Here is a 25,738-nt window from a genome sequence, read left to right as displayed (position 1 = left end):
TGGGTGAAAGGTGATAGGTAATTGGTTAGTCTAAGTCTGAATTTCTTCCATCAGCATAAATATCATTTCGGTATTGTTCTTCATCGCCTTCTAAAATTTGAAGGTAACTTTTATAGCGAGACCAAGCGATTTTATCTTCTTCTAATGCATTTTTAATCGCACAATTGGGTTCGTCTTTATGCAAACAATTGTTGAATTTGCATTGGTCTTCCAACTCAAAAAACTCGGGAAAATAACCTTTGATTTCTGACTTTTCCATGTCAACAATACCAAATCCGCGAATACCGGGCGTGTCAATTATTTTTGAATTAAATGACAAATCAAACATTTCTGCAAACGTAGTTGTATGTTGCCCCTGTTGATGCAAATCGGATATTTCTTTTGTTTTTAAATTCAGATTAGGCTCTAAAGCATTGACTAATGTTGATTTTCCAACACCGGAATGACCGGAAAACATACACACTTTTCCTTCCATCATTTCCTTCAATTCGTCTAATCCTTCTTTTGCTGTGGCAGAAACACGAAGGCATTCATAACCAATTTGATTATAAGTATATTGCAGGAACAATTGTTCGTCTAAAGTGGCATCATCATACGTATCCACTTTATTAAAAATCAATACGGCTTTGATGTGATAAGCTTCTGCAGTAACTAAAAATCGATCAATAAAACTCGTTGTTGTAACTGGATTATTTATCGTAACCAACAAAAAAACAATATCAATATTGGATGCAATGATGTGCGTTTGCTTAGAAAGATTAACCGATTTTCTAACAATATAATTCTTTCTGTCGTGAATGTTATGAATGCTTCCCGTAATCGCATCAGAAGTTTCATCAATTTCAAAATCCACTACATCGCCCACCGCAATTGGGTTGGTACTTTTGATTCCTTTCATACGGAATTTCCCTTTAATCCTGCAATCATAAAATTGATTGTTTTCGGCTTTAACGGTGTACCAACTTCCGGTAGATTTATAAACGATTCCTGTCATGCCACAAAGATACACGTTTTCATCAATCAAGAATTGATAATTTTCTCTTGATGATCGATACTTTCTTGATGAATTGCTTTGAAAAGTTGCACAATAAAATCTTCGCTTAACCCTTTCTGACTTCCTTCTGAAATCATTTTATCCAAAATTTCCTGCCATCTTTTGTTTTGTAAAATAGCCACATTCTTTTCTTTTTTTAATCCGCCGATTTGATCTGCAATTTTCATTCTTCCTCCTAAAATTTCGAGAATTTTACTGTCAAATTCGTCGATTTGTGTCCGTAATTTATTCATTCGCATCGTATAATCATCAGCTTCATCGGTTTCTTTCCGAACGCGTAAATCGTGAAAAATTTGTTTCAAAACCGTTGGTGTAACTTGTTGAGCCGCATCACTCCAAGCATTATCTGGGTCGATATGTGTTTCGATAATTAATCCGTCATAGTTCAAATCCAACGCCTGTTGCGAAACTTCCTGAATCATATCTCGCTTTCCGGTGATGTGCGAAGGATCACAAATCAATGGCAAATCGGGAAATCTGTTTTGCAAATCAATGGCAATTTGCCACTCCGGATTATTACGGTATTTTGTTTTTTCATACGTTGAAAATCCACGGTGAATCACGCCTAATTTTTTGATATTGGCATTGTACAATCGTTCCAATCCACCAATCCACAAAGACAAATCGGGGTTAACGGGATTTTTTAACAGTACAATTTTATCAGTTCCTTCTAAAGCATCGGCAATTTCTTGAACAGCAAATGGGTTTACGGTGGTTCTAGCTCCAATCCACAATACATCAATATCGTGTTCCAACGCTAATTTTACGTGAGCTGCATTGGCGACTTCAACGGCCATAAGCAAACCCGTTTCGGCTTTGGCTTTTTGCAACCAATTCAATCCAATTGCTCCTACCCCTTCAAATCCGCCGGGGCGAGTTCGCGGTTTCCAGATTCCGGCACGAAAGATACTTACGTCGGAGTCTTTTAATTCACGAGCAATTTTTAATACTTGTTCTTCGGTTTCTGCACTGCAAGGTCCTGCAATTACTAACGGATGTTCTAATTGAAAATCAGTTAACCAGTTTTTTAAATTTTTATCGTTTTCCATAGTTTTGGTTGTCGGTTGTCAGTTGTCGGATAACAGATAACCGACAACTGACAACAGTTTATTTTAAAATTTCTTTAATTCTGTTTGTGTTTTTCATTTCATTAAAAATGGCTTCATAGTCATCCGATTCTAAAAAAGATTTAAAGGATGATAAATTGGCAATATATTCATCTAATGATTTGACGATTTGTTTTTTGTTTTGTTTAAAAATCGGTGTCCACATCGACGGTGAGCTTTTGGCTAATCGAACGGTACTTTCAAATCCGCTACCGGCCATATCAAAAATATCTTTTTCATCTTTTTCTTTTTCGATGACCGTTTTTCCGAGCATAAAGGAACTAATATGCGACAAATGCGAAACATAAGCAATGTGTTTGTCGTGTGATTTTGGTTCCATATACCGAATTCGCATTTTCAAATTTCGAAATAATTCTAATGCTTTTTCTTGTTTTTTATAAGCTGTTTTTTCAATTTCACAGATAATATTTACTTTGTCTTCAAATAAATTTTCGATGGCTGCTTTTGGACCTGAAAATTCGGTTCCTGCAATTGGATGTGTGGCTAAAAAGTTATTTCTTTTTGGATGATTTTCCACTGCTTCACAAATTGGTTTTTTGGTTGAACCTACATCAATTACGATTGTATTATCTGAAATGTTATCCAAAATTCTAGGCAAAATTACTAAAGCCACATCAACCGGAACAGCCAAAATGACAAAATCTCCATCAAAACCATTGTCTAAATTTCCTTTTTGATGAATTAACCTTAATGATATTGCTTCGTTAAGATGATTTTCATTTGAATCAATTCCGATAATTATGGCGTTTTCATACAATCGTTGAATATCCAAAGCCATTGAACCGCCAATTAATCCTAAACCAATAATTGTTACTTTCATACTAAAATCGTGCTAGAGCTTCTTTAATTTTTTCTTCTTCGATACATAATGAAAATCGAATGTATCCTTCGCCATTACTGCCGAAAATTGTTCCGGGCGTGATGAAAATATTCTTTTCAATCAAAATTGTATCAATAAATCCTTCGGATGAAATTACATCTTGTGGAAGTTTCGCCCAAATGAATAAACCAACACTTTTTTTATCATACGAACAACCTAATTTTTCAACCAATTTAAAAAGCAAATTTCTTCGTTTTGTATACACTTCATTTTGACTTTCAAACCAATTTTTATCCAGATTTAATGCTTCGATTGCTCCTTTTTGAATGCCGTAAAACATACCGCTATCCATATTACTTTTAACTTTTAAGACGGCTTCTAGAAAAGTTTTATTCCCTAAAATCATTCCTACTCGCCATCCTGACATATTGAACGATTTGCTGAGTGAATTGAGTTCTAAAGCAATTTCTTTTGCTCCATCAACCTGAAAAATCGACATCGGATTTTCATTCAAAACAAAACTATACGGATTATCATTGACAATCAAAATGTGATGCTTTTTTCCGAAAGCGATTAATTTTTCAAAAACTTCAATCGTAGCATTGGCTCCGGTTGGCATATGCGGATAGCAAACCCACATAATTTTGACTTTGGATAAATCTAATTTTTCAAGAGCTTCAAAATCGGGAAGCCAATTATTCTCTTCCACTAAATCATAAAAAACTGGTTTTGCTTGAACTAATTCAGTTACGGATGCATACGTTGGATAACCCGGATTTGGAATTAAAACCTCATCTGATTTATTCAAAAATGCCATTGAAACATGCATAATTCCTTCTTTCGAGCCCATTAAAGGCAAAATTTCGGAAGCAAAATCCATCGAAACATTGAATTGATTTTGATAGAATGTCGCCATCGCTTTTCGCAGTTCAGGTAAACCCTGATAACTTTGATATTCGTGAGCTTTTTTATCATTCATCGAATTCTGAATGGCATTGACCACAGAAAAATGTGGCAATAAATCCGGACTTCCGATTCCCATATTAATGATTGGTTTTCCTTCGGAAAGCATCTGATTCACTTCCCGCAACTTTTTGGAAAAATAATATTCCTGAACCGAATTTAATCGTTCTGCAGTTGCTATCATAGTCGTGCATTTTTATATTCGCCTAATACTTTAAAATGTCTGGTCATTTGTTGTAAATTTTGTTTTGCTTCTTCATAATTTTTGTAATTTTCAAAAACCACATCAATAAAAAATGAATATTGAAAAGGTGTTTCAATAATGGGTAATGATTGAATTTTGGTCATATTTAATTGGCAATCGCTAATCATTTTCAACACATTGGCTAAGTTGCCGGGTTTATCTTCTAATTCAAATTTTAGTGAAGCCTTATTGATTTCGTTTTTCGGAATTTCTTTATTCACCGATTTTACAATGACAAAACGTGTGGTGTTATTTTTTACGGTATGAATTCCGTTTGCCACAATATCCAAATCGTATAAATCCGCTGCTTTTACACTTGCAATTGCGGCAACTCCAACTAATTTTTGCTCTTGAATGCGTTTGGCTGTTTCGGCGGTATCGCTACTTTCTATTAATTTGATGTGAGGATAATTTGAAAAGAAAACTGCACATTGCAACAACGCCATCGGGTGTGATTGCACTTCTTTTATATCTTCAATTGTTTGCCCTTTGAGTGCCAAAAGGTTGTGATGAATGTCTAAATAATACTCACCAATAATGTGCAAATTGTTGGCATCAATCAAAGCATAATTTGGAATAATAGAACCGGCGATAGAATTTTCTAAAGCCATAATTCCTTGACTTGACTTGTCATTTAGCACATTTTTTACCAATTTTTCAAACGACATGCACTCTTCCAACTCAATCGATTTGGAAAAATAATTTTCTGCCACTTGATGATGAAATGAACCTTTTATACCTTGTATTGCTATTTTTGTTATCATATAAAATAAAAAAATCCCGACTCACATGGAATCGGGATTTATATTGTTTTTGAATTAAAAAATTTACCTTACATAACACAATACCAATCCCGATTTTTTCCAAAAGAAAAAATAAAAGAAATTAGTAAAATAATATGTGTTATGTGAAATCATCTTTTTGTTGTGATTTTGAAATGCTAATATAGTAAAATATTTAAATCAAAATACTTTTTAGAAAAAAAATGAGTTAAAAACTTTACTTTTGCTTTAAATCTTTACGTATGTCTATCGAAGTTAAAAATATTTCAAAAATGTATGGTGCTCAAAAAGCATTAGATAACATTTCATTTTCTGTAAATAAAGGAGAAATTGTTGGTTTTTTGGGTCCAAATGGTGCCGGAAAATCGACATTGATGAAAATTTTGACTACTTATATAACAGCAGATGAAGGAAGTGCTTCGGTGAATAATTTTGATGTATCGGATGCCAATCAAGAGGTTCAAAAAATTGTTGGCTATTTACCGGAACACAATCCGTTGTATTTGGATTTATATGTTCGGGAATATTTAAGCTTTAATGCTGATGTTTATAAAGTTTCTAAAAACAGAATTCAGGAAGTAATTGAATTGACTGGTTTAACGCCTGAAAGTCACAAAAAAATAGGACAATTATCAAAAGGATATCGTCAACGGGTTGGTTTGGCAACTGCTTTATTGCACAATCCGGAAGTATTAATTTTAGATGAACCAACGACAGGATTAGATCCGAATCAGTTGGTAGAGATTAGAGATTTGATAAAAAACATCGGAAAAGACAAAACTGTTTTTCTTTCCACACACATTATGCAGGAAGTGGAAGCCATTTGTGATCGTGTCATTATCATCAACAACGGTAAAATTGTAACCGATAAAAAATTAGACAAACTAATGTCTGATGAACAAGAACAAGTGATTGAAGTGGAATTTGATAAATCCGTTTCAGAAGAATTGCTAACTATTTTACCAAACTTTAAATCAGCAAAAAAAATAACTGATTCTATTTGGGAAATCACTTTTTTATCGTCGGAAGATATGCGTTCAAAATTGTTTGATTTTGCGAATGAAAATGGTTTGAAAACGCTACAAATTCATCTGAAAAGTAAAAATTTGGAAGCTATTTTCAGAGAAAAAACGAAAAAATAATTAGTTGTAAATTACTCTTCCTTGGTAGTGTTCGGTTAAATTTACTGACGGCGGAGTGTTTAATAATATTAAATTTCCGGTGCTAAACAAATCACCTTCCACACTTTGAATAGGTTTAATAAACATATCATTTGAGCCTCTATGATATACTTTGGCTACATTTATGTTCAAATTTTGTGCTTCTAATCGACCATTTCCGTCATAAAAATTCAACAACGCTTCTTGTGTATTTCCGGAAATATAAAAGCGAGAAACATTATTATTAGCTATTACGAATTGACCGTTATCAATATTTAAAATAAAATCTCCGGTTCCGGCACCATCTGTTAAATCCATTGCATACAATCTAATTATAGGATAAGTTAACACCCCATCAGACTTAATATTTTTCTCTGTTTTAGAGTGAATATCTGTTAAGCTTGGTGCGGTAACATAAACCGTTGTTTGTCCATAATCTCGCACCCAATTACAGGTTGTTTTATCTTTTAAGGTGAGTGTATTATTTTCAACTTTTACTTCAATATCATCAATTAAATTTTCACCTGTTTTGACTTCTACTTTATATTCCGACCCTTGTTTGATGACTAATTCAATTCCAGTGTGAACTAAAACTGTTTCAAAAGGAGTCACTTCCACTTCTCTCGTAACTATTTCACCAGTAGACTTTATACAATCTCCGGGCTTTTCACAATTGTAAAAAAAAGCAGTAATTACGATTATTAAAATTAATTTTTTCATAAATTTAAAATCTTACACCCATTACAAACTCCATGGATTCTGCCAAGAAAATATGGGTTTTAATGGATAATCCTGTAAATATTTTTTTCGTGATATAATATTTCATTCCCAATCGATCATAAACTGGAATGTCCGATTTGTAAGGCTGATAAACATAATATCCAACTTGAGCTTCAAGCGAAATTCTATTAATAAAAAGTTCATAACCGATAAAAACACCAGCTCTTTTATAATCTGTATCTGCCGTAACATTTTCTTCAGGATAAGCAATAGACTGATATTTGATAAATTCTTTATACGAATTTGTTAAGAATACCTCAGTACCTAATTGAAATGCACTTTTTCTACTTATTCGTTTATCTATATAAAAAGCAGGATGAAAAAATGGCTTTTGACCACTACCAATAATTGGACTTTCACTAACTCCTGTTCTTAAAACAAGATTATATTTTATTGGCTCTGTTAGTTTAACTTTTGGCAAAGTATCAATTTGTCTTTCAAGAGGTTCTTCAAAATTATAAGTAACTCCTATGTTTACACCATACGAATTCACTCCACTGTTTGGTGCTTTAATTCTTCCGTTAGAAAAATGTGTAAATAATAAACCTGCTTTTAATTCAAATCGATCAAAAAGCGGAGTGGAATAATTTACCGCAAAATTCGTGTTTGCTACAATTTTAGACCCAAAAGCAAAGTTTTTACTATTTGTTTCTTTGTCATGCGGATCGGTCGTATAAGCCACCCCTTGTGCAATTTTAAACTGAACTTTTCGATTTAAAAAATAAAAATTATAATGAGCTCCTACTCCGTAAACTTTTCCTAAAATATCATTTTTAAAATCTTGAAAAATAAAATAACCTCCATAATCAGGATAGTTAAATTCTCTTTCCCACTCTTGATGACCGTATGTTTTTTTGTACAAACTCACCAAAACACCATCGGGATGACCTTGTAGATAATAATCTAAATCGTCTGTGTGAGGCAAAACATTTCCTTTAAAATATTGAACATCTAAGGCTGTTGTTTCTGTTTTTTCCTGAGCAAAAAGAAATGCCGAAAAAAGCAATAATAAAAAGTAAAGTTTCCTCATTCTAAAAGTTATTCCGGCAAATATAACAGAATAAAATTAGTAAGAAAATATTATGAAAGAATTGATTTTAAAATATTTCCTTCGCAATAGCTTTGATGTTTTCTGCTTTTCCCATCGAATAATAATGCAAAACCGGAATTCCGGCTGCCACTAATTCTTTACTTTGAGCGGTACACCACTCGATTCCTATTTGTTTGACAGCTTCGTTGTCTTTAGCTTTTACGACGGCCATAATCAAATCGTCGGGCAAATCAACTTTGAATCGATGCGGAATCAAGTTCAACTGTTTTTTTGTAGCAATTGGTTTCAATCCCGGTATAATTGGCACAGTGATTCCGGCTGCTCTGCATTTTTTTTCAAATTCAAAAAAGCGTTTATTGTCAAAAAACATTTGAGTAATAATGTAATCGGCTCCGTTTTTGATTTTTTGTTTTAAAAAGTGAATATCGCTGTCAACGCTTGGAGCTTCCATGTGTTTTTCGGGATAACCGGCAACGCCAATGCAAAAATTAGTGCACGATGAATTTTGTAGATCTTCATCTAAATAAATTCCTTTATTTAAATTATGGATTTGTGTAACCAATTCGGAGGCATATTCATTTCCTTCTTTTTCGGGTCTGAAATAAATTTCGTTTTTCAATGCATCTCCACGCAATGCCACGACATTATCAATTCCTAAAAAATCTAAATCGATTAATAAATTCTCTGTATCTTCTTTTGTAAAACCACCACACAAAATATGCGGAATGGCATCCACATCGTATTTATTTTGAATTCCCGCACAAATTCCAACCGTTCCGGGACGTTTTTTTACAATTTTCTTTTGTAATAATCCGCTTGGTAATTCCTTGAATTCATATTCTTCCCGATGATATGTGACATCAATAAATGGCGGATTAAATTCCATCAACGGATCAATCGAATCAAAAATAGATTGAATATTTTGACCTTTTAATGGTGGTAAAATTTCAAATGAGAATAAAGGTTTGCCTTGGGCGTTTTCGATATGTTGGGTTACTTTCATAATTTCGGTTGTCGGTTGTCGGTTGTCGGTTAACGATAACGGACAACAGACAACGGTTTTTAATCTGCAATATTCGGCGAAAGCCATTTTATCGCAGTTTCTACACTAATATTTCTTCGTTTTGCGTAATCTTCTACTTGATCTTTTTTAATTTTTCCTAAGCCGAAATACTTACTTTCCGGATGAGCAAAATAATAACCTGAGACCGATGAGGCTGGCCACATTGCCATACTTTCGGTCAATTTTACACCTATTTTTTCTTCTACATTTAATAATTTCCAGATTGTAGGTTTTTCTAAATGATCCGGACAAGCAGGATACCCGGGAGCCGGACGAATTCCGGTGTAATTTTCTTTGATTAAATCCTCATTTGATAATTTTTCCTCGGAAGCATAACCCCAAATTTCTTTTCGCACTTTTAGGTGTAAATATTCTGCAAAAGCTTCCGCCAATCGATCGCCTAACGCTTTTACTAAAATGGAATTATAATCATCCAATTGTTTTTCAAATTCCGATGCCTTTTCATCCACACCAAAGCCGGTTGTGACACAAAAACAGCCGATGTAATCTTGAATTCCGCTTTCTTTTGGAGCGATGTAATCGGCTAAAGCGATGTTTGGTGCTCCGACTGTTTTTTGGGATTGTTGTCTTAAAGTTAGGAAAGTTGCGGGTTGCGGGTTTCGAATTACTTCAATATCATCATAATTGATTTGATTCGCTGGAAAAATTCCAAGAATTCCTTTTGCAGTAAGCCATTTTTCGCTAACAATTTTTTGCAACATTTTTTGTGCATCTTCAAATAAATCAGAAGCTTGTTGACCTACAATTTCATCGGTTAAAATGGCTGGATATTTTCCGAATAATTCCCAAGATTGAAAAAACGGTGTCCAATCAATGAAATTAACTAATTCGGATAATTCAACTTCTACTGTTTTTGTTCCGATAAAATTGGGTGTTGTTGGATTGTAATTTTTCCAATCGAGTTGTAATTTATTTTTTCTGGCTTCAGTAATTGATAAGAAATTCTTTTCTCTACTCCTATTTAAATAACCTTCCCGAAGATGATCATAATCTTCTCGAACCGTTTTGGCGTAGGCTGTTTTTGTTTCCGCTTGCAATAAATTTGTAGCGACAGTAACCGCTCGCGAAGCATCATTGACGTGAACAACGGTTTCCTTATATTCGGGTGCAATTTTCACGGCAGTATGAGCACGAGAAGTCGTAGCACCGCCAATCATAATTGGAATTTTGATGTTCAACTTATCCATTTCTTTCGCCAAATAAACCATTTCATCCAACGATGGTGTGATTAATCCGCTTAAACCAATGATATCAACTTTTTCACGAATAGCTGCTTCAATGATTTTTTCCGGCGGAACCATTACGCCTAAATCGATGATTTCAAAATTGTTGCAAGCTAAAACTACAGCAACAATATTTTTACCAATGTCGTGCACGTCGCCTTTTACCGTTGCCATCAACACTTTTCCGGCTGAAGACGAAGCAGTTGAATCTTTCTCTTCTTCAATAAATGGAAGTAAATAAGCCACAGCTTTTTTCATTACTCGAGCAGACTTAACTACTTGTGGTAAAAACATTTTTCCGCTACCAAATAAATCACCAACGACATTCATTCCGGCCATTAAATTGATTTCGATGACTTCGATGGCTTTTGTGGAATTTAGTCTGGCTTCTTCAACATCAATTTCGATGAATTCATCAATTCCTTTCACCAATGAATGGGTTAATCTTTCTTGAACAGAGCCATTTCGCCATTCTTGAATCGCTTTTTCATTGACTTTAAAATCTCCTTTGTAACTCTCAGCTAATTCCAAAAGTCGTTCTGTGGCATCTTCTCTTCTGTTTAATAAAACGTCTTCAACGTGTTCTAATAGTTTTTTATCAATTTCATCATAAATTTCGAGCATTTCAGGATTCACAATTCCCATCGTCATTCCGTTTTGAATGGCGTGATATAGGAAAGCAGAATGCATCGCTTCACGTACTTTATCATTTCCACGGAAAGAAAAAGAAACATTACTCACTCCGCCTGAAATATTAGCGTGTGGTAGATTTTCACGAATCCATTTTGTTGCTCTGAAAAAATCCAATGCATTTAATTTATGTTCCTCCATTCCGGTAGCTACGGGGAAAATATTTGGGTCGAAAATGATGTCCTCCGCAGGAAAACCTACTTTTTCGACAAGAATATCATAACTTCTTTTGCAAATTTCGATACGTCTTTCGTAATTATCGGCTTGACCATTTTCATCAAAAGCCATCACGATGACGGCAGCACCGTATCGTTTGATTAATTTGGCGTGATGGAGGAACGTTTCTTCTCCTTCTTTTAACGAAATGGAATTGACAACTCCTTTTCCTTGAATGACTTTTAATCCTGCTTCGATGATTTCCCATTTGGAACTGTCAATCATCACAGGAACTCGAGCAATATCGGGTTCAGCGGCGATTAAATTTAGGAATTTGGTCATCGCATAAACTCCTTCCAACATTCCTTCGTCCATATTGACGTCGATGATTTGGGCTCCACCTTCTACTTGATTTCGAGCAATATCGAGTGCTTCTTCGTATTTTTCTTCTTTGATTAAACGAAGGAATTTTCGTGAACCGGTAACGTTTGTACGTTCGCCGACGTTTACGAAATTCGTTTCAGGAGTTATGATGAGCGGTTCGAGACCGGATAATTTTAAATATTTTTTACAATCAGCTTCTGCCATTTTATTTTTTTTTGCCACGAATTGCACAAATTTCACGAATTCATTTGGCGAAAATTAGTGTAATTCAAGGTTTAAAGTTCTAGGTTTATATTCCGATGCTACTTCGGCGATTAATTTGATGTGTTCCGGAGTTGTGCCGCAACAACCACCAATTATGTTGATTAAATTGTCTTGCAAATACTCACGGATTAACGCTTGCATTTCTTCCGGTGTTTGGTCATATTGACCGAATGCGTTTGGCAATCCGGCATTGGGATGAGCGGAAATATTGAGTTGGGTGTTGTGAGCTAATCGTTTTAAATATGGTTTTAATTGGTCTGCTCCTAATGCACAATTGAATCCGATGCTTAATAATGGTATGTGCGAAATGGAAATTAAAAATGCTTCTACAGTTTGACCGGAGAGGGTTCGTCCTGAAGCATCAGTAATTGTTCCTGAAACCATAACCGGAATATCGAGGTTACGTTCTTCTTTTACTTCTTCGATGGCGAAAAGAGCAGCTTTTGCGTTGAGTGTGTCGAAAATGGTTTCTACTAATAAAACATCACTACCACCGTCAATCAACGCTTCGACTTGTTGTTTGTAGGCGATGCGTAAATCGTCGAAAGTTACGGCACGAAATCCGGGGTCGTTTACGTCGGGACTCATTGATGCGGTTCGGTTAGTTGGTCCGATGGAACCGGCTACAAAACGAGGTTTATCGGTGAATTCATCGGCAACTTCCCGGGCAATTTTGGCGGATTGATAGTTGAGTTCGTAAACCAACTCTTCCAGATGATAATCGGCCATTCCGATGGTGGTTCCGGAAAAAGTGTTGGTTTCTACGATGTCGGCACCGGCTTCAAAATAGGCTCGGTGAACGGCTTTTACGGCTTCGGGTTGGGTGATGGAAAGTAAATCGTTGTTTCCTTTGAGCGGATGTGGGAAATCTTTGAAACGGTCTCCGCGAAAATCTTCTTCGGAGAAGTTGTTTCGTTGTAGCATTGTTCCCATCGCTCCATCGAGGACGAGGATTCTTTCTTGTATGGCTTTTTCTATTTTTGACATTTTAATTTTTTATTTAACCACAAAGTTCGCAAAGGGTTTTCGCAAAGTTCGCCAATATTGTTTGTTGCACTGACGCCTAGCCCCGATAGAAGTGGAAAGCCTTTTGCAGGATTGTTGCATTTTTTCTTGGCAAAAAAGAGCGACCAAAGGAAGCTCCTTTTTTGACTTAGAAAAAAGCAACAAGACAAAAAAGCTTGTAACGAATAGCGGGATTAGCTTCTAACTAAAAAAATTATCAGGAAATAGAGGAAATAAACGGGTTATCTTTTTCGCCGTGGCGAATAGAATGTAGCACCTTCTACAGTTGCAGGGTTGCTAAGCTTTCACAGGGTCTAGTCCCTCCGGCTTTCGTGATAACGATCAGTATGTGTATGAACGGGGCAAATATAATGAGTAATTTGGGATTATAGAATATTTTTCTGTTTTTTATTAAAATTTGTTGTTTGACAGAAAAATATTCTATAAATAATGATTATGGCAATTAATTAATTGGTTAAAATTAATTAAAAACTGATTCTTTTAACTTGATTTTTTCGGCAATTTTGAGAATATCGTTTAAAACTCCTCTGGCAGTTACTTGTTTTCCGGCACCGGCACCTTGAATGACGATTGGGATTTCGCCATAGGATTTTGTGTAAATTTCGATGAGATTATCGGCTCCTTTGAGTTGTCCGAGTGCTGAATTTATTGGTGTTGAAATGAGTTTGACTTCGAGTTTTTGGTTAGTTACATCGAGTTCGCCAACGTAACGAAGTACGTGGTTTTCGGATTGGGTGATTTTGGCTATTTCGTACGGTTTATCGAGCAATTGTTTGTTGGAAGAATATTCGGCCTTGGTGTTTTCTTCGTTTAAATCGGGCAATAAAAGGGATGAAATTTGCACGTCTGAAAATTCTTTTTGAATGCCGATTTCTCTGGCTAAGATGAGTAATTTTCTGGCGACATCGTTACCGGAAAGATCTTCTCTGGAATTGGGTTCGGTGTAACCGGATTTTTCGGCTTCTTTTAAAATGGATGAAAAAGCGGTGTTTTCGTTTCCAAATCGGTTGAAAATATAGCTTAACGAACCTGAAAAAACGCCTCTGATTTTAGTGATTTTTTCGCCGGAAAGGTATAATTCGTTGATAGTTTGAACGACGGGTAAGCCGGCACCGACATTGGTTTCGTAAAGAAAAGTTTGATCGAATTTTTGAAGATTTCGGCGTAATTCTTTGTAAAAATCATTGTGCAATGTATTCGCTTTTTTATTAGCGGCTACGATGCTGAATCCGTTTTGAATGAGCGGAACGTAAAATTTAATCAACTCTTCGCTGGCAGTGGCATCGACGGCGATGAGATTTTCAAGGTTATTGGTTTGAACATAATCGACGATATCTTCGATGGAATAAGGAAAAGCGGTGGATTGAAAATTGCTTTCCCATTGGTTTTTAATGCCGTCTTTTTCGAAGAATGCTACGGTTGAATTGGTTATGATTGGAAATCGCAAATCGATATTTCTTTTTTCGAGAAAAAATTGCTGACTTTCCAAAACTTGATTGATGAGCGTGCTTCCTACGTTTCCGATTCCGAAGAGGATGACATTTATTCTAAGCGTTGACATATTTTTGAGTGTTTTGAGTATTGAAAATGGGTGATAAAAAAGTGGCTAATTGATTGAATTCGATTAAGAAAGCATCGTGACCGTGAATGGATTGAATTTCGTGATAGAATACATTTTCTTTTATTTTTTTTAAGTTTTGATAGGTTTCACGATTTTCTTCGGCGATGAAAAAATAATCAGTATCGACAGAAACGATGTGGATATTGGCTTGAATTTGACTTGCGACTGTTACAAAATCTTTTCTGTTTTTGGTAATATCATTCGTTTTTAGCAGATGATTCATTAATTTATAGGATGATAATCGAAAGCGATTTTTTAGTTTGGAACCGTGATTTGTTAACCAATTTTCAACTTCAAAAACGTTGTTTTGTTTGCGTTGAAAACGATGATTTATAGATTCCGGAGTTCGGTAAAGTAACATTGCGTGCAAACGAGCATCGGCAATTGGATCATCTGAATTATTAAGAATTTGGTCTTGAATGAGTACGTTGGCAATCACCCAATCAGTCGCTTTCCAATCGGTTGCAATTGGAATTAGGTTTTTAATTTTGGTAGGATGTTGTGCAGCCATTTCCCAAGCGATTGCTCCGCCTAAACTTCCGCCGATGACGGTGAAAAGTTTATCGATATTAAGATGAAACAATCCTTCCCAAAAAATTCTTGCGATATCACGAATGGTAAAATCTTTGTAATCTGAAATTAGATTTCCGAAAACATTGTCACAGCCGTTTCCGGGAATATTGAAAGCGATGATGGTGAAATCATTTGTATTAATGGTTTTATTTTCACCGATTAAATCGTTCCACCAACCGTTTTCCCCCGTAATTGTTGAGTTTCCGGTTAAGGCGTGATTGACCAAAACTACCGGAGCAGAACCGACGGTTTGTCCGAACGTTTCATAATAGAGCGGGATATAGGGTCTGACTTTTCTAATTTCTAAATTGAAATTAAATAAATCTATTTTTTTTAAGTTTTTCATAGTAATCTTTTTTGGCTTTTTTTTAAAAACTGTCTTTTTTCAAACGTGGAAAAAAGACAGCTTTAAACAAACAAACAAAACCTATACAAACATAAAAGTTGTATTATGCTGCTTCTGTGGCTGAGAATTCTTTTAACAAAGTCAGCTCAACCGGAGTGGGATTAATCAGATTATCTTGAATGGGACAGCGGTTTTCAACGGCTTCAATCCAATTTTTTAATTCTTCTAAACTAGCATTTGAAGTAGGTTTAACCACCACTTGAATTGATTTGAATCCGGCTCTTTCATAGCTAATTTTTCCCTGGTATTTGTCTAAACTTAGGGTTCCGGAAACTTCAACTTGAAGTGATTTTAAGGTTATTCCTTGTTCTTTAGCTACTAATTTTCCAACCGCATTAATGCAACCGGCATAACCGGCGAGCAAATATTCAAGCGGACTTGGCCCTTCTAATTCGGGAAAATTTTCATTTTTACTGATTCGCACATCAAAATTTTGTGCTTTTACAACAAATTGATTATTGGCTTTGGCATATCCTAAAACGTTTACTATTTTATGATTCATGTTAAGTTAATTGAGGAGTTTTTATGGTTTGAAATACCGCTTTTAAATCGGCTTTTAAATCTTCGATGTCTTCTAGACCAACAGAAAGACGAATTAAATCTTTAGTCACGCCAGTTGCTTCTTGATCGGCATCCGATAATTGCTGATGCGTAGTGCTTGCCGGATGAATAATCAATGATTTTGTATCTCCGATATTCGCTAAAAGCGAAAATAATTTGGTTTCATCGGCTACTTTTTTGGCAGCTTCAAAACCGCCTTTGAGTCCGAATGTTACGATGCCGCTTTTTCCTTCAGGTAAATATTCATCGGCTAAGGTTTTGTATTTTGAAGTTTCCAAACCGGGATAATTTACCCAAGCCACTTGTTCTTGGCTTTGCAACCATTGGGCTAAAGCAAATGCATTTTCGCTGTGTTTTTTAATTCGTATTTCCAGAGTTTCCAATCCTTGAATGGTTTGAAATGCGTTGAACGGACTCAAAGCAGCACCAAAATCACGAAGACCTTCAATACGAACTTTAGCGATAAACGATGCTGCTCCTAAAACCTCGTAGTATTTTAATCCGTGATAACCTGCTGAAGGTTCTGTAAATTCGGGGAATTTTCCGTTGCTCCAATCGAAATTTCCGGCATCGATGATAACTCCGCCCAAAGAAGTTCCATTACCAGTGATGTATTTTGTTAAGGAATGAATAACAATGTCTGCTCCGTGCTGAATTGGGTTTAATAAATAAGGAGTTGCCACGGTATTGTCAACAATAAAAGGCACTTTGAACGCTTTTGCTTCTTTTGAAATGGCTTTTAAATCGAGAACGTCTAATTTTGGATTACCAAGACTTTCAACAAAGTAAGCTCTGGTATTTTCTTGCGAAGCTTTGGTGAAATTTTCGGGATTTGATGGATCTACAAATGAGGTGGTGATGCCTAATCTTGGTAAGGTTACACTCAATAGATTATAGGTTCCACCATACAAACTGTTGGAAGCGACTATGTGATCGCCAGCTTTTAATAACGTTAAGAATGTTGTGGCAATTGCGGCAGTTCCTGATGCGGTGACAACGGCTCCGATTCCGCCTTCTAGTGCAGCTAAACGTTGCTCAAGAATGTCGTTGGTTGGGTTGTTTAGACGTGTGTAGATAAAACCGGCTTCGGCTAAACCAAAAAGATTGGCTGCGTGTTGCGAGTTGTTGAAAACATACGAAGTTGTTTGATAAATTGGGACAGCTCTAGTTCCACCGTTTTTGGTTACGTCGTGTCCTGCGTGTAATGCGTTGGTTGCGAATTTTTGTGTGCTCATGATTTTTAGTATTAAGATTATTTGATTTTTAGATTTTTGGATAAAAAAAAAGTCCTTTTGGATGGCTTACCAAAAGGACTTTAAAACAAGTGTATAACTAGATTATGTCTTTCGCTTTTGGCAATGAGGGTTTGTGATGCAACAGATGTGCATCATCATACGGTCCATTGTTATTTTTTTTGTTGTTTTCATTTTTTTTTAGTTACTGAGATTCTGAGTTGCTGAGATATTTATATAAAAAAACCTCTGCTTTTGGGCAGAGGTTCAATTGTATATATTTTAAAAAATTAAAATTATGCAATAGGTGTTCTCTGCGGTGATTTCCACATCATACGACAACACATATTGCAAATTGTAAATTTCATTATTCAGATTTTGATTTGGCAAATGTAGAAATATTTTCTAAATAAAAAAATATTTTAGATTATTTTTCTAAATTTTGTTATATTAAAACAATTTAATAGATTTATATTCTAAATTTTTGAAATGATACGGAAAAATAAATTAAAAAAAATCCGGAACTAAGTCCGGATTTTCAGATTGAAATATAAGAATTATTGTTATTTGATTTTGTGTCAAGCACAAGCATTGTCAATATTAATATAACGACAACTACATTTAATCAAAAGTATTAACTAACATTAAAAAATAAATTGATTATTATTTAACAATCTTAAAATAATTCGAAAAAAGAAAGAAAAAATCAACTAATCCAACCGAAAAATTTGACTTTAATTAATTTGTATAAAATTTTAACAAATTACGAGTGCTGGACATCTTTTTTTTTAATAAATTTATCCAAAATTATAAATTATTTAAATATGAAAAAAACATTACTATCACTAGCATTTGCATTCGCTCTTAATTTTAGTTTTGCTCAACAAACAATTTCTTTTGAAAATTCAGAAGGCTTCACACTGGGAAACATCAATACACAAAATGGTTGGGTCACTACAGCAACTAACGCTGAGGGAACTACGTTTATAGAAAACCAAGAGATTTCTTCAGAAGAAGCATCTCAAGGCACTAACTCATTTAAATTGGTAACGGAAGATGCTTTCCCTTCTCAACAAAACCCAGTAATTGGTGGTTTTTATAATTTTTCAAGTCCAGTTGCACGTGAAGGTGCAGTTGTATCTTTTGATTTTAAAATTACAGATGGTTTCAATTTAGATGGCAATGATTATCGTTTCGCACTTACTGGACCTGATGATATGGGTGAAATATTCAATTCTGCAATTACTCAGGTTAGATTCAATGGGAATATTGCAGGAGTTAATGGTACATCATTCGTAAATCTTGGACCTACTTGGACTGAAGGAGAATGGTTCAATGTAAAAATGGAATTTTCTGGAAATCAAGTATCCTATTCTATTAATGGAGTACTTTTATCTTCTTACAATGTTATAACAGAAGTTGAAAATTTTACAGGTTTAAGAATTGTTCATGATAACTATGGTGGAACTGCTTTTATAGACAACATCAAGATTAATGACGAAACAATGTCTACAGATGATTTTAATCTTAATTCATTCAAACACTTTGTAGATGCTAATGGTTTAAACTTTGTTTCCGAATTTGAAGTAAGTAACATTACTATTTACAATAACATTGGACAATTAGTAGCTTCACATAAAATGAATTCTACTTCTGGCATTGTTAATTTAAACAATCTATCATCAGGTGTCTATGTTTCTAAAATAGAAATATCTAATGGTCAAACTACAACAGTAAAATTTGTTACAAAATAAATTTAACAATAAATAATATAAAGCCACTTAGATTTCTAAGTGGCTTTTTGTTTGAAAAGAGTGTTAAAAAAAAAATGATTTCAAATGGTGTTTTATTTTTGTGTATTTTTGCTGCGAATTTGTGGAGGAAAAATTTGTACTGATTGCAACCTCGTAAAAAAATGCTAAAGCAGAATTCTTCTTTAGTTATTCCATTGCAATCTACTTTTTCCGCTATTTTATAGTATTAATTCTGAAAAAATTCAGTAAAATTTAAATTATATTTATGGCTTATTTATTTACGTCAGAGTCTGTAAGTGAAGGACATCCGGACAAAGTAGCAGATCAAATTAGTGATGCTTTAATCGATAATTTTTTGGCATTTGACCCTGAATCAAAAGTGGCGTGTGAAACTTTGGTTACAACAGGTCAAGTAATTCTTGCCGGTGAAGTAAAATCAAATACTTATTTAGATGTTCAAACCATTGCCAGAGAAGTAATTAAAAAAATTGGTTACACCAAAAGTGAATACATGTTTGAAGCCAATTCCTGCGGTGTTTTATCTGCTATTCACGAACAATCTGCCGATATTAATCAAGGTGTAGACAGAGCCAGTAAAGAAGAACAAGGTGCGGGTGACCAAGGGATGATGTTTGGTTATGCTACAAATGAAACCGCAGAATATATGCCGTTGGCATTGAAATTATCACATCAATTATTGCAAGATTTAGCTGATTTACGTAGAGAAAACAATGAAATTACCTATTTACGTCCTGATGCGAAATCGCAAGTTACTTTAGAATATTCTGATGACAACAAACCGGTTCGAATTGATGCCATTGTAGTTTCTACGCAACACGATGACTTTGCAGATGAACCAACGATGTTGGCAAAAATCAAGAAAGATATAATTGACATTTTGATTCCAAGGGTTATTGCAAAAAATCCTCAATATGCTCATTTATTTAATGACAAAATTAAATACCATATCAACCCTACCGGGAAATTTGTAATCGGTGGTCCTCACGGAGATACCGGTTTAACCGGAAGAAAAATCATTGTAGATACTTATGGTGGAAAAGGAGCTCACGGAGGTGGTGCTTTTTCAGGAAAAGACCCATCAAAAGTGGATAGAAGTGCTGCTTATGCAACTCGTCATATTGCTAAAAATTTGGTCGCAGCGGGTGTTGCAGATGAAATTTTAGTACAAGTTTCCTATGCAATTGGAGTTGCTGAACCAACTTCAATTAATGTGAATACATATGGAACTTCAAAAGTAAATTTGAAAGACGGCGAAATCAGTAAAATTGTAGAAAGCATTTTTGATATGCGTCCCTATTTTATAGAGCAACGTTTAAAATTAAGAAATCCAATTTACAGTGAAACTGCTGCTTATGGTCACATGGGAAGAACTCCCGAAACTGTTACCAAAACATTTAATGCACCAGGTGGTTTATCAAAAACTGTTGAAGTAGAATTGTTTACTTGGGAAAAATTAGATTTTATTGAGCCGGTGAAAAAAGCCTTTGGATTATAAAAAACTAACTCAACCATAAAAAACCCTGACTTTCTTTTAAGTCAGGGTTTTTGCTTTTTTATAAGTTATATTTCAAACTAAAGATTAAATATCTCGGTTGAACAATATACTGCGAAGTTGAGTAGAATGATTGATTAAAACTATCATCGTTTAATGATTTAGTGTCTAATAAATTGGTTACACCTACCCGATATTCCATTTTAGCATCTTTTTTACGATAACTCAAACTTGTATTTAAAAAATCATATTCGTTGGAAATAGTTCCGCTTGAATTTGAATAATTATAATAATCGTATTCTGCATTGAATGAAAATCCATCCAAAAAGAAATAATCTAAACGAGCAAACGGTTGTTGGGTTTTAAAAGTTGTGTTCTCATAATCGTTCAACAAAATAGTGTATCCAATTTCAATATTTGGCCACGTTTTAAATTGTGTTCCAAGTGAAGCTCGATACGTTTGTGAAAACGATTCTGTTGTTTGAATAAATTCAGTTTGAAAGTCATTAATATCAATCACACGAAGTGTATTAAATTTTGACCAGTTTAAATTCATTCCAATATTTGCCTTATAAAATTTTGCAAACGTGCGTTGATAACCAATTGTTCCGTTGATACTTTCATTTTCAACATCTAAATTGGCTCTTTCGCTTAATTGATAAATTCCGTTGAAAAAAGCTCTGTTTACAACAGGATCAGAAGTTCTGGTATAATTTAAATTACCAAAAATAGTTGTGTAATTAAATAGATTATATTTAAAATACCTTAGCGAATGAGTTTGTTGTAAAGCGTTTTCCAACAAACGATTACCTCTATTAAATGAGTTGAAATTGCTAAATGTTAACCCTTGCACAAAAGAATTTACATCGCTAAAAACATTATTCATTCTATAATTGTATGTCAACGATTCTGATTTTTTTATCTGATACTGAGCAAAAACATCCGGAAGAATTCTTGAAAAATCATCTCTCACTCTAGAATTTAACTGATCATTAAATGTGTTATATCGATGAAAACTCACACCAGGATTAAATGTAAATTTACCCGTAATAAATTTGTAATGAACTCCTAGATAAGCATCATTAAAACTATACCGAACGTCATTTTTATAATCGTCTGAATCCAAAACTAAATTAGTTCCGTTATCCAATGATTGAAAAATTCCGGAATTATAACTTTGGTATGAATTTGTGTTGCCTAAAGTAATATTAATATTGCTTTTTGCTGTAAGCGAATAGTAATAATCAATTTTTGCATCTAATTTATTGGTCTTAACAAATCGAGTTTGATTAATATTGAAGCTGCTCTGATTTACATCAAAAAGTCCTAATTCTTCAAAAGGTTCATTTAACAAATTTGGATTATAGAGCGGATCTTCATCTTGATACAAATGCTGCATTTCTAAAGCCCACGTATTTTTTTCATCTTGAGTCCAAAACATATTCAAGCTTTGGTTAAGTGTAAGTGGATCTTGCTTTTTGAATGAATTTATACTGTTGAAACTCTGACTTCCATCAAATGAATTTTCATTAGTTTCTACCAAATTAGCTTCTTCTTGATTAGACCTTTTTAAGGAAACATCGTAGTCAAACTGAAAATTTGTATTGGGTTTAAATTTTGAACCCAATTTTATAATAGACAAATTATTAGTTAAATTAGAAACATCATTTCTAGTTTCCCGCGTTGCGACTTCTGTAGAGTTGGGCAAAAAATATTCATAACGCGATTGAGTATTAGTTTGCGTTTTATCGGATGTGAAAACAGCAAAACCACTTACATTCCATGTTTTAGTAATTTGCTGAGTTACGTTTGCTGCTCCAAATTTTGTATCAATTTCAGCTGCACGATTATTTCGCTGTGTTGAAATTCCTAAATCGTTAGAGGAAACATTAAAATTGGTTCCACTTCGGCTAATGGTATTTCTGGAACCGCCGGTTAACCTAAAATAATCACGTAGTGAAAAAGGAACATCACCAATATTATTAAAATTTGAAAGTACGTTTATACTCGTATTCGGACTGTAGTAAAATAATTTTGGATTGATAATATATCGCTCATCCGGACCTATTCCGGCAGCAATATCTCCGAACCAAAATTTATTTTTTCCTTTTTTGAGTTTTATATTGATTGCAATATCATCGTTGTTATTCTCTAATCCACGAAGCTGACTCACTTCAGTGTAATTTCGCAACACTTGCACTTTATCCACCGCATCAGACGGAATATTTTTGGCTCCCAATTTGGTATCGCCTTCAAAAAACTTTTTCCCATCAACGAGTAACTGACTTACTTTTTTTCCCTCTACTTCAATTTCACCATCGGCATTTACATCTACTCCGGGTAGTCTTTTGAGCACATCTTCTAGTTTTCTTTCGGTTCCTGTTTTAAAAGAATCTGCGTTATAAATTATAGTATCGCCACTAATAGAAACAGGCATTTCCTGTACAATTTCTACACCTTCTAAATCAAAACCTCCTTCTTTAAGAATTAATATTTTTTGAATATCATCTTCTTTCGTTTCAACCGAAATATCCAAAGGCTGATAACCAATGTAACTTACTTTGATTTTATATGTTGAATTTGACTTTAAACTTAATTGAAATTTCCCTTTATCATTCGTAATTGCATACGAATCCATTGCTTTTGTGACTTGATTCACAGCCATTACATTGGCCATTTCAAGTGGTTTTTGCAAAGAATCTTGCACAAAACCTTCCATTCTGACTGATTGTGCAAAAGAGAACATCGAAGCCAATAAGCAAAGAGCTACTAAATATTTTTTCATCATGTTGAAATATGCCTAAAATTAAATCATCAAACTATCCGCCAATTCTAAACTGTGTTCCACCTCTTCCACCTTGACCTTGGTTCATTTCTCTCATTTCAGCCATTTTTTCCATGACAATTTTATCATATTCAGCTTGTGTGACTTCTTTACCTTTTTTAGGGGCTTTTATTTCTTTCTTATCTTTCGTATTCATTACAATTTTAGAACAAAGTATAACCGTTTTTCCATCTGTAACTTCTAAAATTAAACCCGGTAATCCCCAATAATTTTCCGGACCTTGATTGATTGGAATATCAGGCGTGTACCAAGCTGTAATTTGCACTTCTGATGGCATTTCCCAACCGTCCATGAAATTAGTTGTTTTGGTTTCTTCCTTTTTTTCTTCTTTTACAACTTCTTTATCATCCTTTTTTTCTTCCTCTTTTTTTCTTCTGAAATTTCTAAAATCAGATTGACTAACCGGTCTTACTGCCGTGGCTTTAAAACACAAATAATTGCCAATTTGTTTGGTTTCTCCTTCTAGTTTCCAATCTAATTTAGGTAGCGTATCTTTTACTAAAAACTCCTTACCAAAAACCTCTTTATCAACTGTAAACACTTTTTCTTTCACATTTTTATAATGTGTTCCGCCGCCGCCCATCATGTTGCTCATCATTCGCATTCCGCCACCTTGACCGGGAGCATCTAGCTTTTCTTCTTCTTTATAAATTGATGCGTTTCTGTCAAAATTTAAAATAAACGTTTTTTCAAACATTTTTTTCATGCGTTCTTCTATCATCTTTTGCATTTCAGGCGTAATCTCTCGATTTCCGGCTAAAGTAGCCTTAGCATCTGCTGTGCTGGTTTTCGATTCATACACGGCCATTCCTTGAAAATCCTGTGCAAACGCACTGATTACAGCCGCAAAAAAAGTAAGTAAAGTAACTACAATAGTTTTCATCGCAAAACGTTTAATGTTGATAGAACAAATATGACGAGTTATTTGTGTTTTTGTTACCAAGATTTTGTTAAAAAACAAGGTATTCTGACTAAAAAATTATCGTTTTAATTGTACTTTAGCCAATATGAAAAAAATAAATATTTGTTTTTGGATATTATTTGTTGCGATTGGATTTTCGCAAGAAAAGAAAATTGCACCAACTTTACTTTCCTCGCAACAGCTTGCGGCAGAAGAATTTGTAAATATGGATTCATTTGGCTATTATTATTACATAAAAGGGAATGTTTTTTACAAGCAAAAAGAAAATGAATTGTTTCAATATAAAAATCTTTCGTTGGGAAAAATAAAGCGGGTTGATTTGCAAAATCCGTTAAAAATTATTCTTTTTTATGAAGGTTTTAATTCGGTTATTACGTTAGATAATCAATTAAATGAAACGTTATCGTTTAACTTTTCTAAAATTCAAAACAATCCGATTGTGGCTTCGGCAGTGGGATTAGCTTCTCAAAACCGATTGTGGATTTTCAATTCGTTACAAATGCAGTTAGGATTATATGATTTTAACAAGCAGGTTTTTCAGTCCTTGTCACAACCTTTTCAGAACCCGATTGAATTTTATCAAACCGATTACAATCACTTTTATTGGATTGATTCAGACGGAATTGTATCATTTTGCGATGTATTTGGAAAAATTTCAACTTTAGGAAAAATTCCTCAATTTGATTCGGCACAAATTATTTCTAATGAAATAATGGTTTATCAAAGTGGAAATCAATTGTTCTATCACTATTTTAAAGAGAATAAAAGTTCAATAATTCATTTAGATGAAAAAATCGTTGAAAAATTTCGAATTAAAGACCAATTTTTGATTATTTTTACCAACAGCGAAATTAGAACTTATCAAATTAATTTACCATAATGCACATAGCAGTAGCAGGCAACATTGGAGCCGGAAAAACCACCCTAACCAGATTATTAGCCAAACATTTTAAATGGGAACCGCATTTTGAAGATGTGGTGGACAACCCGTATTTGGACGATTTTTACCATCAGATGGAACGTTGGTCGTTTAACTTACAGATTTACTTTTTAAATAGCAGATTCAGACAGGTTTTGCAAATTCGAGAAAGCGGAAAGAAAATTATTCAGGATCGAACGATTTATGAAGATTCACATATTTTTGCTCCCAATCTTCACGCAATGGGATTAATGACAAACAGAGATTTTAATAATTATAAATCGTTGTTTGAATTAATGGAAAGTATGGTTCAAGCTCCGGATTTATTGATTTATTTGAGAAGTTCTATTCCTAATTTAGTGAGCCAGATTCACAAAAGAGGAAGAGAATATGAAAACACAATTTCAATTGATTATTTGAGTCGTTTGAACGAACGTTATGAAGCGTGGATTCAAAGTTACGACAAAGGAAAACTGCTTATTATTGATGTAGATAATATTAATTTTGTTGATAATCCTGAAGATTTAGGAATGATTATTAATCGAATTGATGCGGAAATTAATGGATTGTTTTAGTCGTATATT

Annotated in this window: 21 protein-coding genes and 1 riboswitch; of the genes, 5 read left to right on the top strand and 16 right to left on the bottom strand. The window is 34.1% G+C overall.

Annotated features, from left to right (window positions below; translation table 11 throughout):
• Positions 1-25: 25 nt before the first annotated feature.
• Genes rsgA through AC23MC_RS07245 form a run of 5 tightly spaced genes read right to left on the bottom strand, consistent with a single transcriptional unit; the run spans position 26 to position 4,972 of the window.
• Positions 26-994, bottom strand: a complete 969-nt coding sequence (gene rsgA / locus AC23MC_RS07265) for a ribosome small subunit-dependent GTPase A (protein ID WP_487567737.1) — start codon at positions 992-994, stop codon at positions 26-28.
• Between the two features lie 26 nt (positions 995-1,020).
• Positions 1,021-2,103: a chorismate mutase gene (locus tag AC23MC_RS07260; protein WP_487567736.1), complete on the bottom strand. Its 1,083-nt coding sequence runs from the start codon at positions 2,101-2,103 to the stop codon at positions 1,021-1,023.
• Positions 2,104-2,161: 58 nt separating this feature from the next.
• Entirely contained in the window at positions 2,162-3,001 is an 840-nt protein-coding gene (locus AC23MC_RS07255) for a prephenate dehydrogenase (RefSeq protein WP_487567735.1), read from the bottom strand.
• 1 nt (position 3,002) lies between these two features.
• Positions 3,003-4,148, bottom strand: a complete 1,146-nt coding sequence (locus tag AC23MC_RS07250) for a pyridoxal phosphate-dependent aminotransferase (RefSeq protein ID WP_487567734.1) — start codon at positions 4,146-4,148, stop codon at positions 3,003-3,005.
• Positions 4,145-4,972 carry a prephenate dehydratase gene (locus tag AC23MC_RS07245; protein WP_487567733.1) on the bottom strand — a complete coding sequence of 276 codons (828 nt, stop codon included), beginning with the start codon at positions 4,970-4,972 and terminating at the stop codon, positions 4,145-4,147. The genes AC23MC_RS07250 and AC23MC_RS07245 overlap by 4 nt, the downstream gene beginning before the upstream one ends.
• A 260-nt stretch (positions 4,973-5,232) precedes the next feature.
• Between AC23MC_RS07245 and gldA the strand changes: the two genes are divergently transcribed.
• Positions 5,233-6,132, top strand: a complete 900-nt coding sequence (gene gldA, locus AC23MC_RS07240; RefSeq protein ID WP_487567732.1) for a gliding motility-associated ABC transporter ATP-binding subunit GldA — start codon at positions 5,233-5,235, stop codon at positions 6,130-6,132.
• Here the strand turns inward: gldA and AC23MC_RS07235 are convergent, their stop codons facing one another.
• The 9 genes from AC23MC_RS07235 to AC23MC_RS07195 all read right to left on the bottom strand — a co-directional run bounded on the left by AC23MC_RS07235 (position 6,133) and on the right by AC23MC_RS07195 (position 17,204).
• Positions 6,133-6,870: a head GIN domain-containing protein gene (locus AC23MC_RS07235; protein ID WP_487567731.1), complete on the bottom strand. Its 738-nt coding sequence runs from the start codon at positions 6,868-6,870 to the stop codon at positions 6,133-6,135.
• Between the two features lie 4 nt (positions 6,871-6,874).
• The gene (locus tag AC23MC_RS07230; RefSeq protein ID WP_487567730.1) at positions 6,875-7,960 is read right to left on the bottom strand and encodes an acyloxyacyl hydrolase; all 1,086 of its coding nucleotides are present in this window, start codon (positions 7,958-7,960) and stop codon (positions 6,875-6,877) included.
• 67 nt (positions 7,961-8,027) lie between these two features.
• Positions 8,028-8,984: a methylenetetrahydrofolate reductase [NAD(P)H] gene (gene metF / locus AC23MC_RS07225; protein ID WP_487567744.1), complete on the bottom strand. Its 957-nt coding sequence runs from the start codon at positions 8,982-8,984 to the stop codon at positions 8,028-8,030.
• 59 nt (positions 8,985-9,043) lie between these two features.
• Entirely contained in the window at positions 9,044-11,722 is a 2,679-nt protein-coding gene (gene metH / locus AC23MC_RS07220; RefSeq protein WP_487567729.1) for a methionine synthase, read from the bottom strand.
• A gap of 54 nt (positions 11,723-11,776) precedes the next feature.
• Positions 11,777-12,769: a homocysteine S-methyltransferase family protein gene (locus tag AC23MC_RS07215; RefSeq protein WP_487567728.1), complete on the bottom strand. Its 993-nt coding sequence runs from the start codon at positions 12,767-12,769 to the stop codon at positions 11,777-11,779.
• Between the two features lie 257 nt (positions 12,770-13,026).
• Positions 13,027-13,129, bottom strand: a riboswitch (SAM riboswitch).
• Positions 13,130-13,268: 139 nt separating this feature from the next.
• On the bottom strand, positions 13,269-14,369 hold the full coding sequence (locus AC23MC_RS07210) for a homoserine dehydrogenase family protein (protein ID WP_487567727.1): 1,101 nt from the start codon (positions 14,367-14,369) through the stop codon (positions 13,269-13,271).
• Entirely contained in the window at positions 14,356-15,348 is a 993-nt protein-coding gene (locus tag AC23MC_RS07205) for an alpha/beta fold hydrolase (protein ID WP_487567726.1), read from the bottom strand. Before AC23MC_RS07205 ends, AC23MC_RS07210 begins: the two co-directional genes overlap by 14 nt.
• Positions 15,349-15,451: 103 nt before the next feature.
• A complete protein-coding gene (locus AC23MC_RS07200) occupies positions 15,452-15,910 on the bottom strand; it encodes an OsmC family protein (protein WP_487567725.1) in 459 nt (152 codons plus the stop codon).
• A gap of 1 nt (position 15,911) precedes the next feature.
• Complete coding sequence (locus AC23MC_RS07195; RefSeq protein WP_487567724.1) at positions 15,912-17,204, bottom strand: O-acetylhomoserine aminocarboxypropyltransferase/cysteine synthase family protein; 1,293 nt, start codon at positions 17,202-17,204, stop codon at positions 15,912-15,914.
• Between the two features lie 821 nt (positions 17,205-18,025).
• Between AC23MC_RS07195 and AC23MC_RS07190 the strand changes: the two genes are divergently transcribed.
• Together AC23MC_RS07190 and metK are read left to right on the top strand one after the other, a co-directional pair.
• A complete protein-coding gene (locus AC23MC_RS07190; protein ID WP_487567723.1) occupies positions 18,026-18,955 on the top strand; it encodes a T9SS type A sorting domain-containing protein in 930 nt (309 codons plus the stop codon).
• A 265-nt stretch (positions 18,956-19,220) separates the two neighbouring features.
• Positions 19,221-20,471 (top strand): methionine adenosyltransferase, encoded by a 1,251-nt coding sequence (gene metK, locus AC23MC_RS07185; RefSeq protein ID WP_487567722.1) that lies wholly within the window; start codon positions 19,221-19,223, stop codon positions 20,469-20,471.
• 58 nt (positions 20,472-20,529) lie between these two features.
• On the opposite strand, the gene AC23MC_RS07180 is transcribed toward metK, so the two are convergent.
• Both AC23MC_RS07180 and AC23MC_RS07175 read right to left on the bottom strand, forming a co-directional pair.
• A complete protein-coding gene (locus AC23MC_RS07180) occupies positions 20,530-23,253 on the bottom strand; it encodes a carboxypeptidase-like regulatory domain-containing protein (protein ID WP_487567721.1) in 2,724 nt (907 codons plus the stop codon).
• A 34-nt stretch (positions 23,254-23,287) separates the two neighbouring features.
• The gene (locus AC23MC_RS07175) at positions 23,288-24,196 is read right to left on the bottom strand and encodes a GLPGLI family protein (protein WP_487567720.1); all 909 of its coding nucleotides are present in this window, start codon (positions 24,194-24,196) and stop codon (positions 23,288-23,290) included.
• Between the two features lie 124 nt (positions 24,197-24,320).
• Here AC23MC_RS07175 and AC23MC_RS07170 point away from each other — a divergent pair, with 124 nt between their 5' ends.
• Together AC23MC_RS07170 and AC23MC_RS07165 are read left to right on the top strand one after the other, a co-directional pair.
• A complete protein-coding gene (locus tag AC23MC_RS07170) occupies positions 24,321-25,115 on the top strand; it encodes a hypothetical protein (protein WP_487567719.1) in 795 nt (264 codons plus the stop codon).
• Complete coding sequence (locus tag AC23MC_RS07165) at positions 25,115-25,729, top strand: deoxynucleoside kinase (RefSeq protein WP_248432786.1); 615 nt, start codon at positions 25,115-25,117, stop codon at positions 25,727-25,729. Before AC23MC_RS07170 ends, AC23MC_RS07165 begins: the two co-directional genes overlap by 1 nt.
• The last annotated feature ends 9 nt before the right edge of the window (positions 25,730-25,738 follow it).

The organism is Flavobacterium sp. T50_26 (genome assembly GCF_057652995.1).
The sequence above is the reverse complement of the archived record's forward strand: the minus strand, read 5'-3'. Positions and strand labels throughout refer to the sequence as shown.

Coding starts and splice junctions, on each gene's coding strand:
- rsgA (WP_487567737.1), bottom strand. CDS start 994: ATGACAGGAATCGTTTATAAATCTACCGGAAGTTGGTACACCGTTAAA.
- AC23MC_RS07260 (WP_487567736.1), bottom strand. CDS start 2,103: ATGGAAAACGATAAAAATTTAAAAAACTGGTTAACTGATTTTCAATTA.
- AC23MC_RS07255 (WP_487567735.1), bottom strand. CDS start 3,001: ATGAAAGTAACAATTATTGGTTTAGGATTAATTGGCGGTTCAATGGCT.
- AC23MC_RS07250 (WP_487567734.1), bottom strand. CDS start 4,148: ATGATAGCAACTGCAGAACGATTAAATTCGGTTCAGGAATATTATTTT.
- AC23MC_RS07245 (WP_487567733.1), bottom strand. CDS start 4,972: ATGATAACAAAAATAGCAATACAAGGTATAAAAGGTTCATTTCATCAT.
- gldA (WP_487567732.1), top strand. CDS start 5,233: ATGTCTATCGAAGTTAAAAATATTTCAAAAATGTATGGTGCTCAAAAA.
- AC23MC_RS07235 (WP_487567731.1), bottom strand. CDS start 6,870: ATGAAAAAATTAATTTTAATAATCGTAATTACTGCTTTTTTTTACAAT.
- AC23MC_RS07230 (WP_487567730.1), bottom strand. CDS start 7,960: ATGAGGAAACTTTACTTTTTATTATTGCTTTTTTCGGCATTTCTTTTT.
- metF (WP_487567744.1), bottom strand. CDS start 8,984: ATGAAAGTAACCCAACATATCGAAAACGCCCAAGGCAAACCTTTATTC.
- metH (WP_487567729.1), bottom strand. CDS start 11,722: ATGGCAGAAGCTGATTGTAAAAAATATTTAAAATTATCCGGTCTCGAA.
- AC23MC_RS07215 (WP_487567728.1), bottom strand. CDS start 12,769: ATGTCAAAAATAGAAAAAGCCATACAAGAAAGAATCCTCGTCCTCGAT.
- AC23MC_RS07210 (WP_487567727.1), bottom strand. CDS start 14,369: ATGTCAACGCTTAGAATAAATGTCATCCTCTTCGGAATCGGAAACGTA.
- AC23MC_RS07205 (WP_487567726.1), bottom strand. CDS start 15,348: ATGAAAAACTTAAAAAAAATAGATTTATTTAATTTCAATTTAGAAATT.
- AC23MC_RS07200 (WP_487567725.1), bottom strand. CDS start 15,910: ATGAATCATAAAATAGTAAACGTTTTAGGATATGCCAAAGCCAATAAT.
- AC23MC_RS07195 (WP_487567724.1), bottom strand. CDS start 17,204: ATGAGCACACAAAAATTCGCAACCAACGCATTACACGCAGGACACGAC.
- AC23MC_RS07190 (WP_487567723.1), top strand. CDS start 18,026: ATGAAAAAAACATTACTATCACTAGCATTTGCATTCGCTCTTAATTTT.
- metK (WP_487567722.1), top strand. CDS start 19,221: ATGGCTTATTTATTTACGTCAGAGTCTGTAAGTGAAGGACATCCGGAC.
- AC23MC_RS07180 (WP_487567721.1), bottom strand. CDS start 23,253: ATGAAAAAATATTTAGTAGCTCTTTGCTTATTGGCTTCGATGTTCTCT.
- AC23MC_RS07175 (WP_487567720.1), bottom strand. CDS start 24,196: ATGAAAACTATTGTAGTTACTTTACTTACTTTTTTTGCGGCTGTAATC.
- AC23MC_RS07170 (WP_487567719.1), top strand. CDS start 24,321: ATGAAAAAAATAAATATTTGTTTTTGGATATTATTTGTTGCGATTGGA.
- AC23MC_RS07165 (WP_248432786.1), top strand. CDS start 25,115: ATGCACATAGCAGTAGCAGGCAACATTGGAGCCGGAAAAACCACCCTA.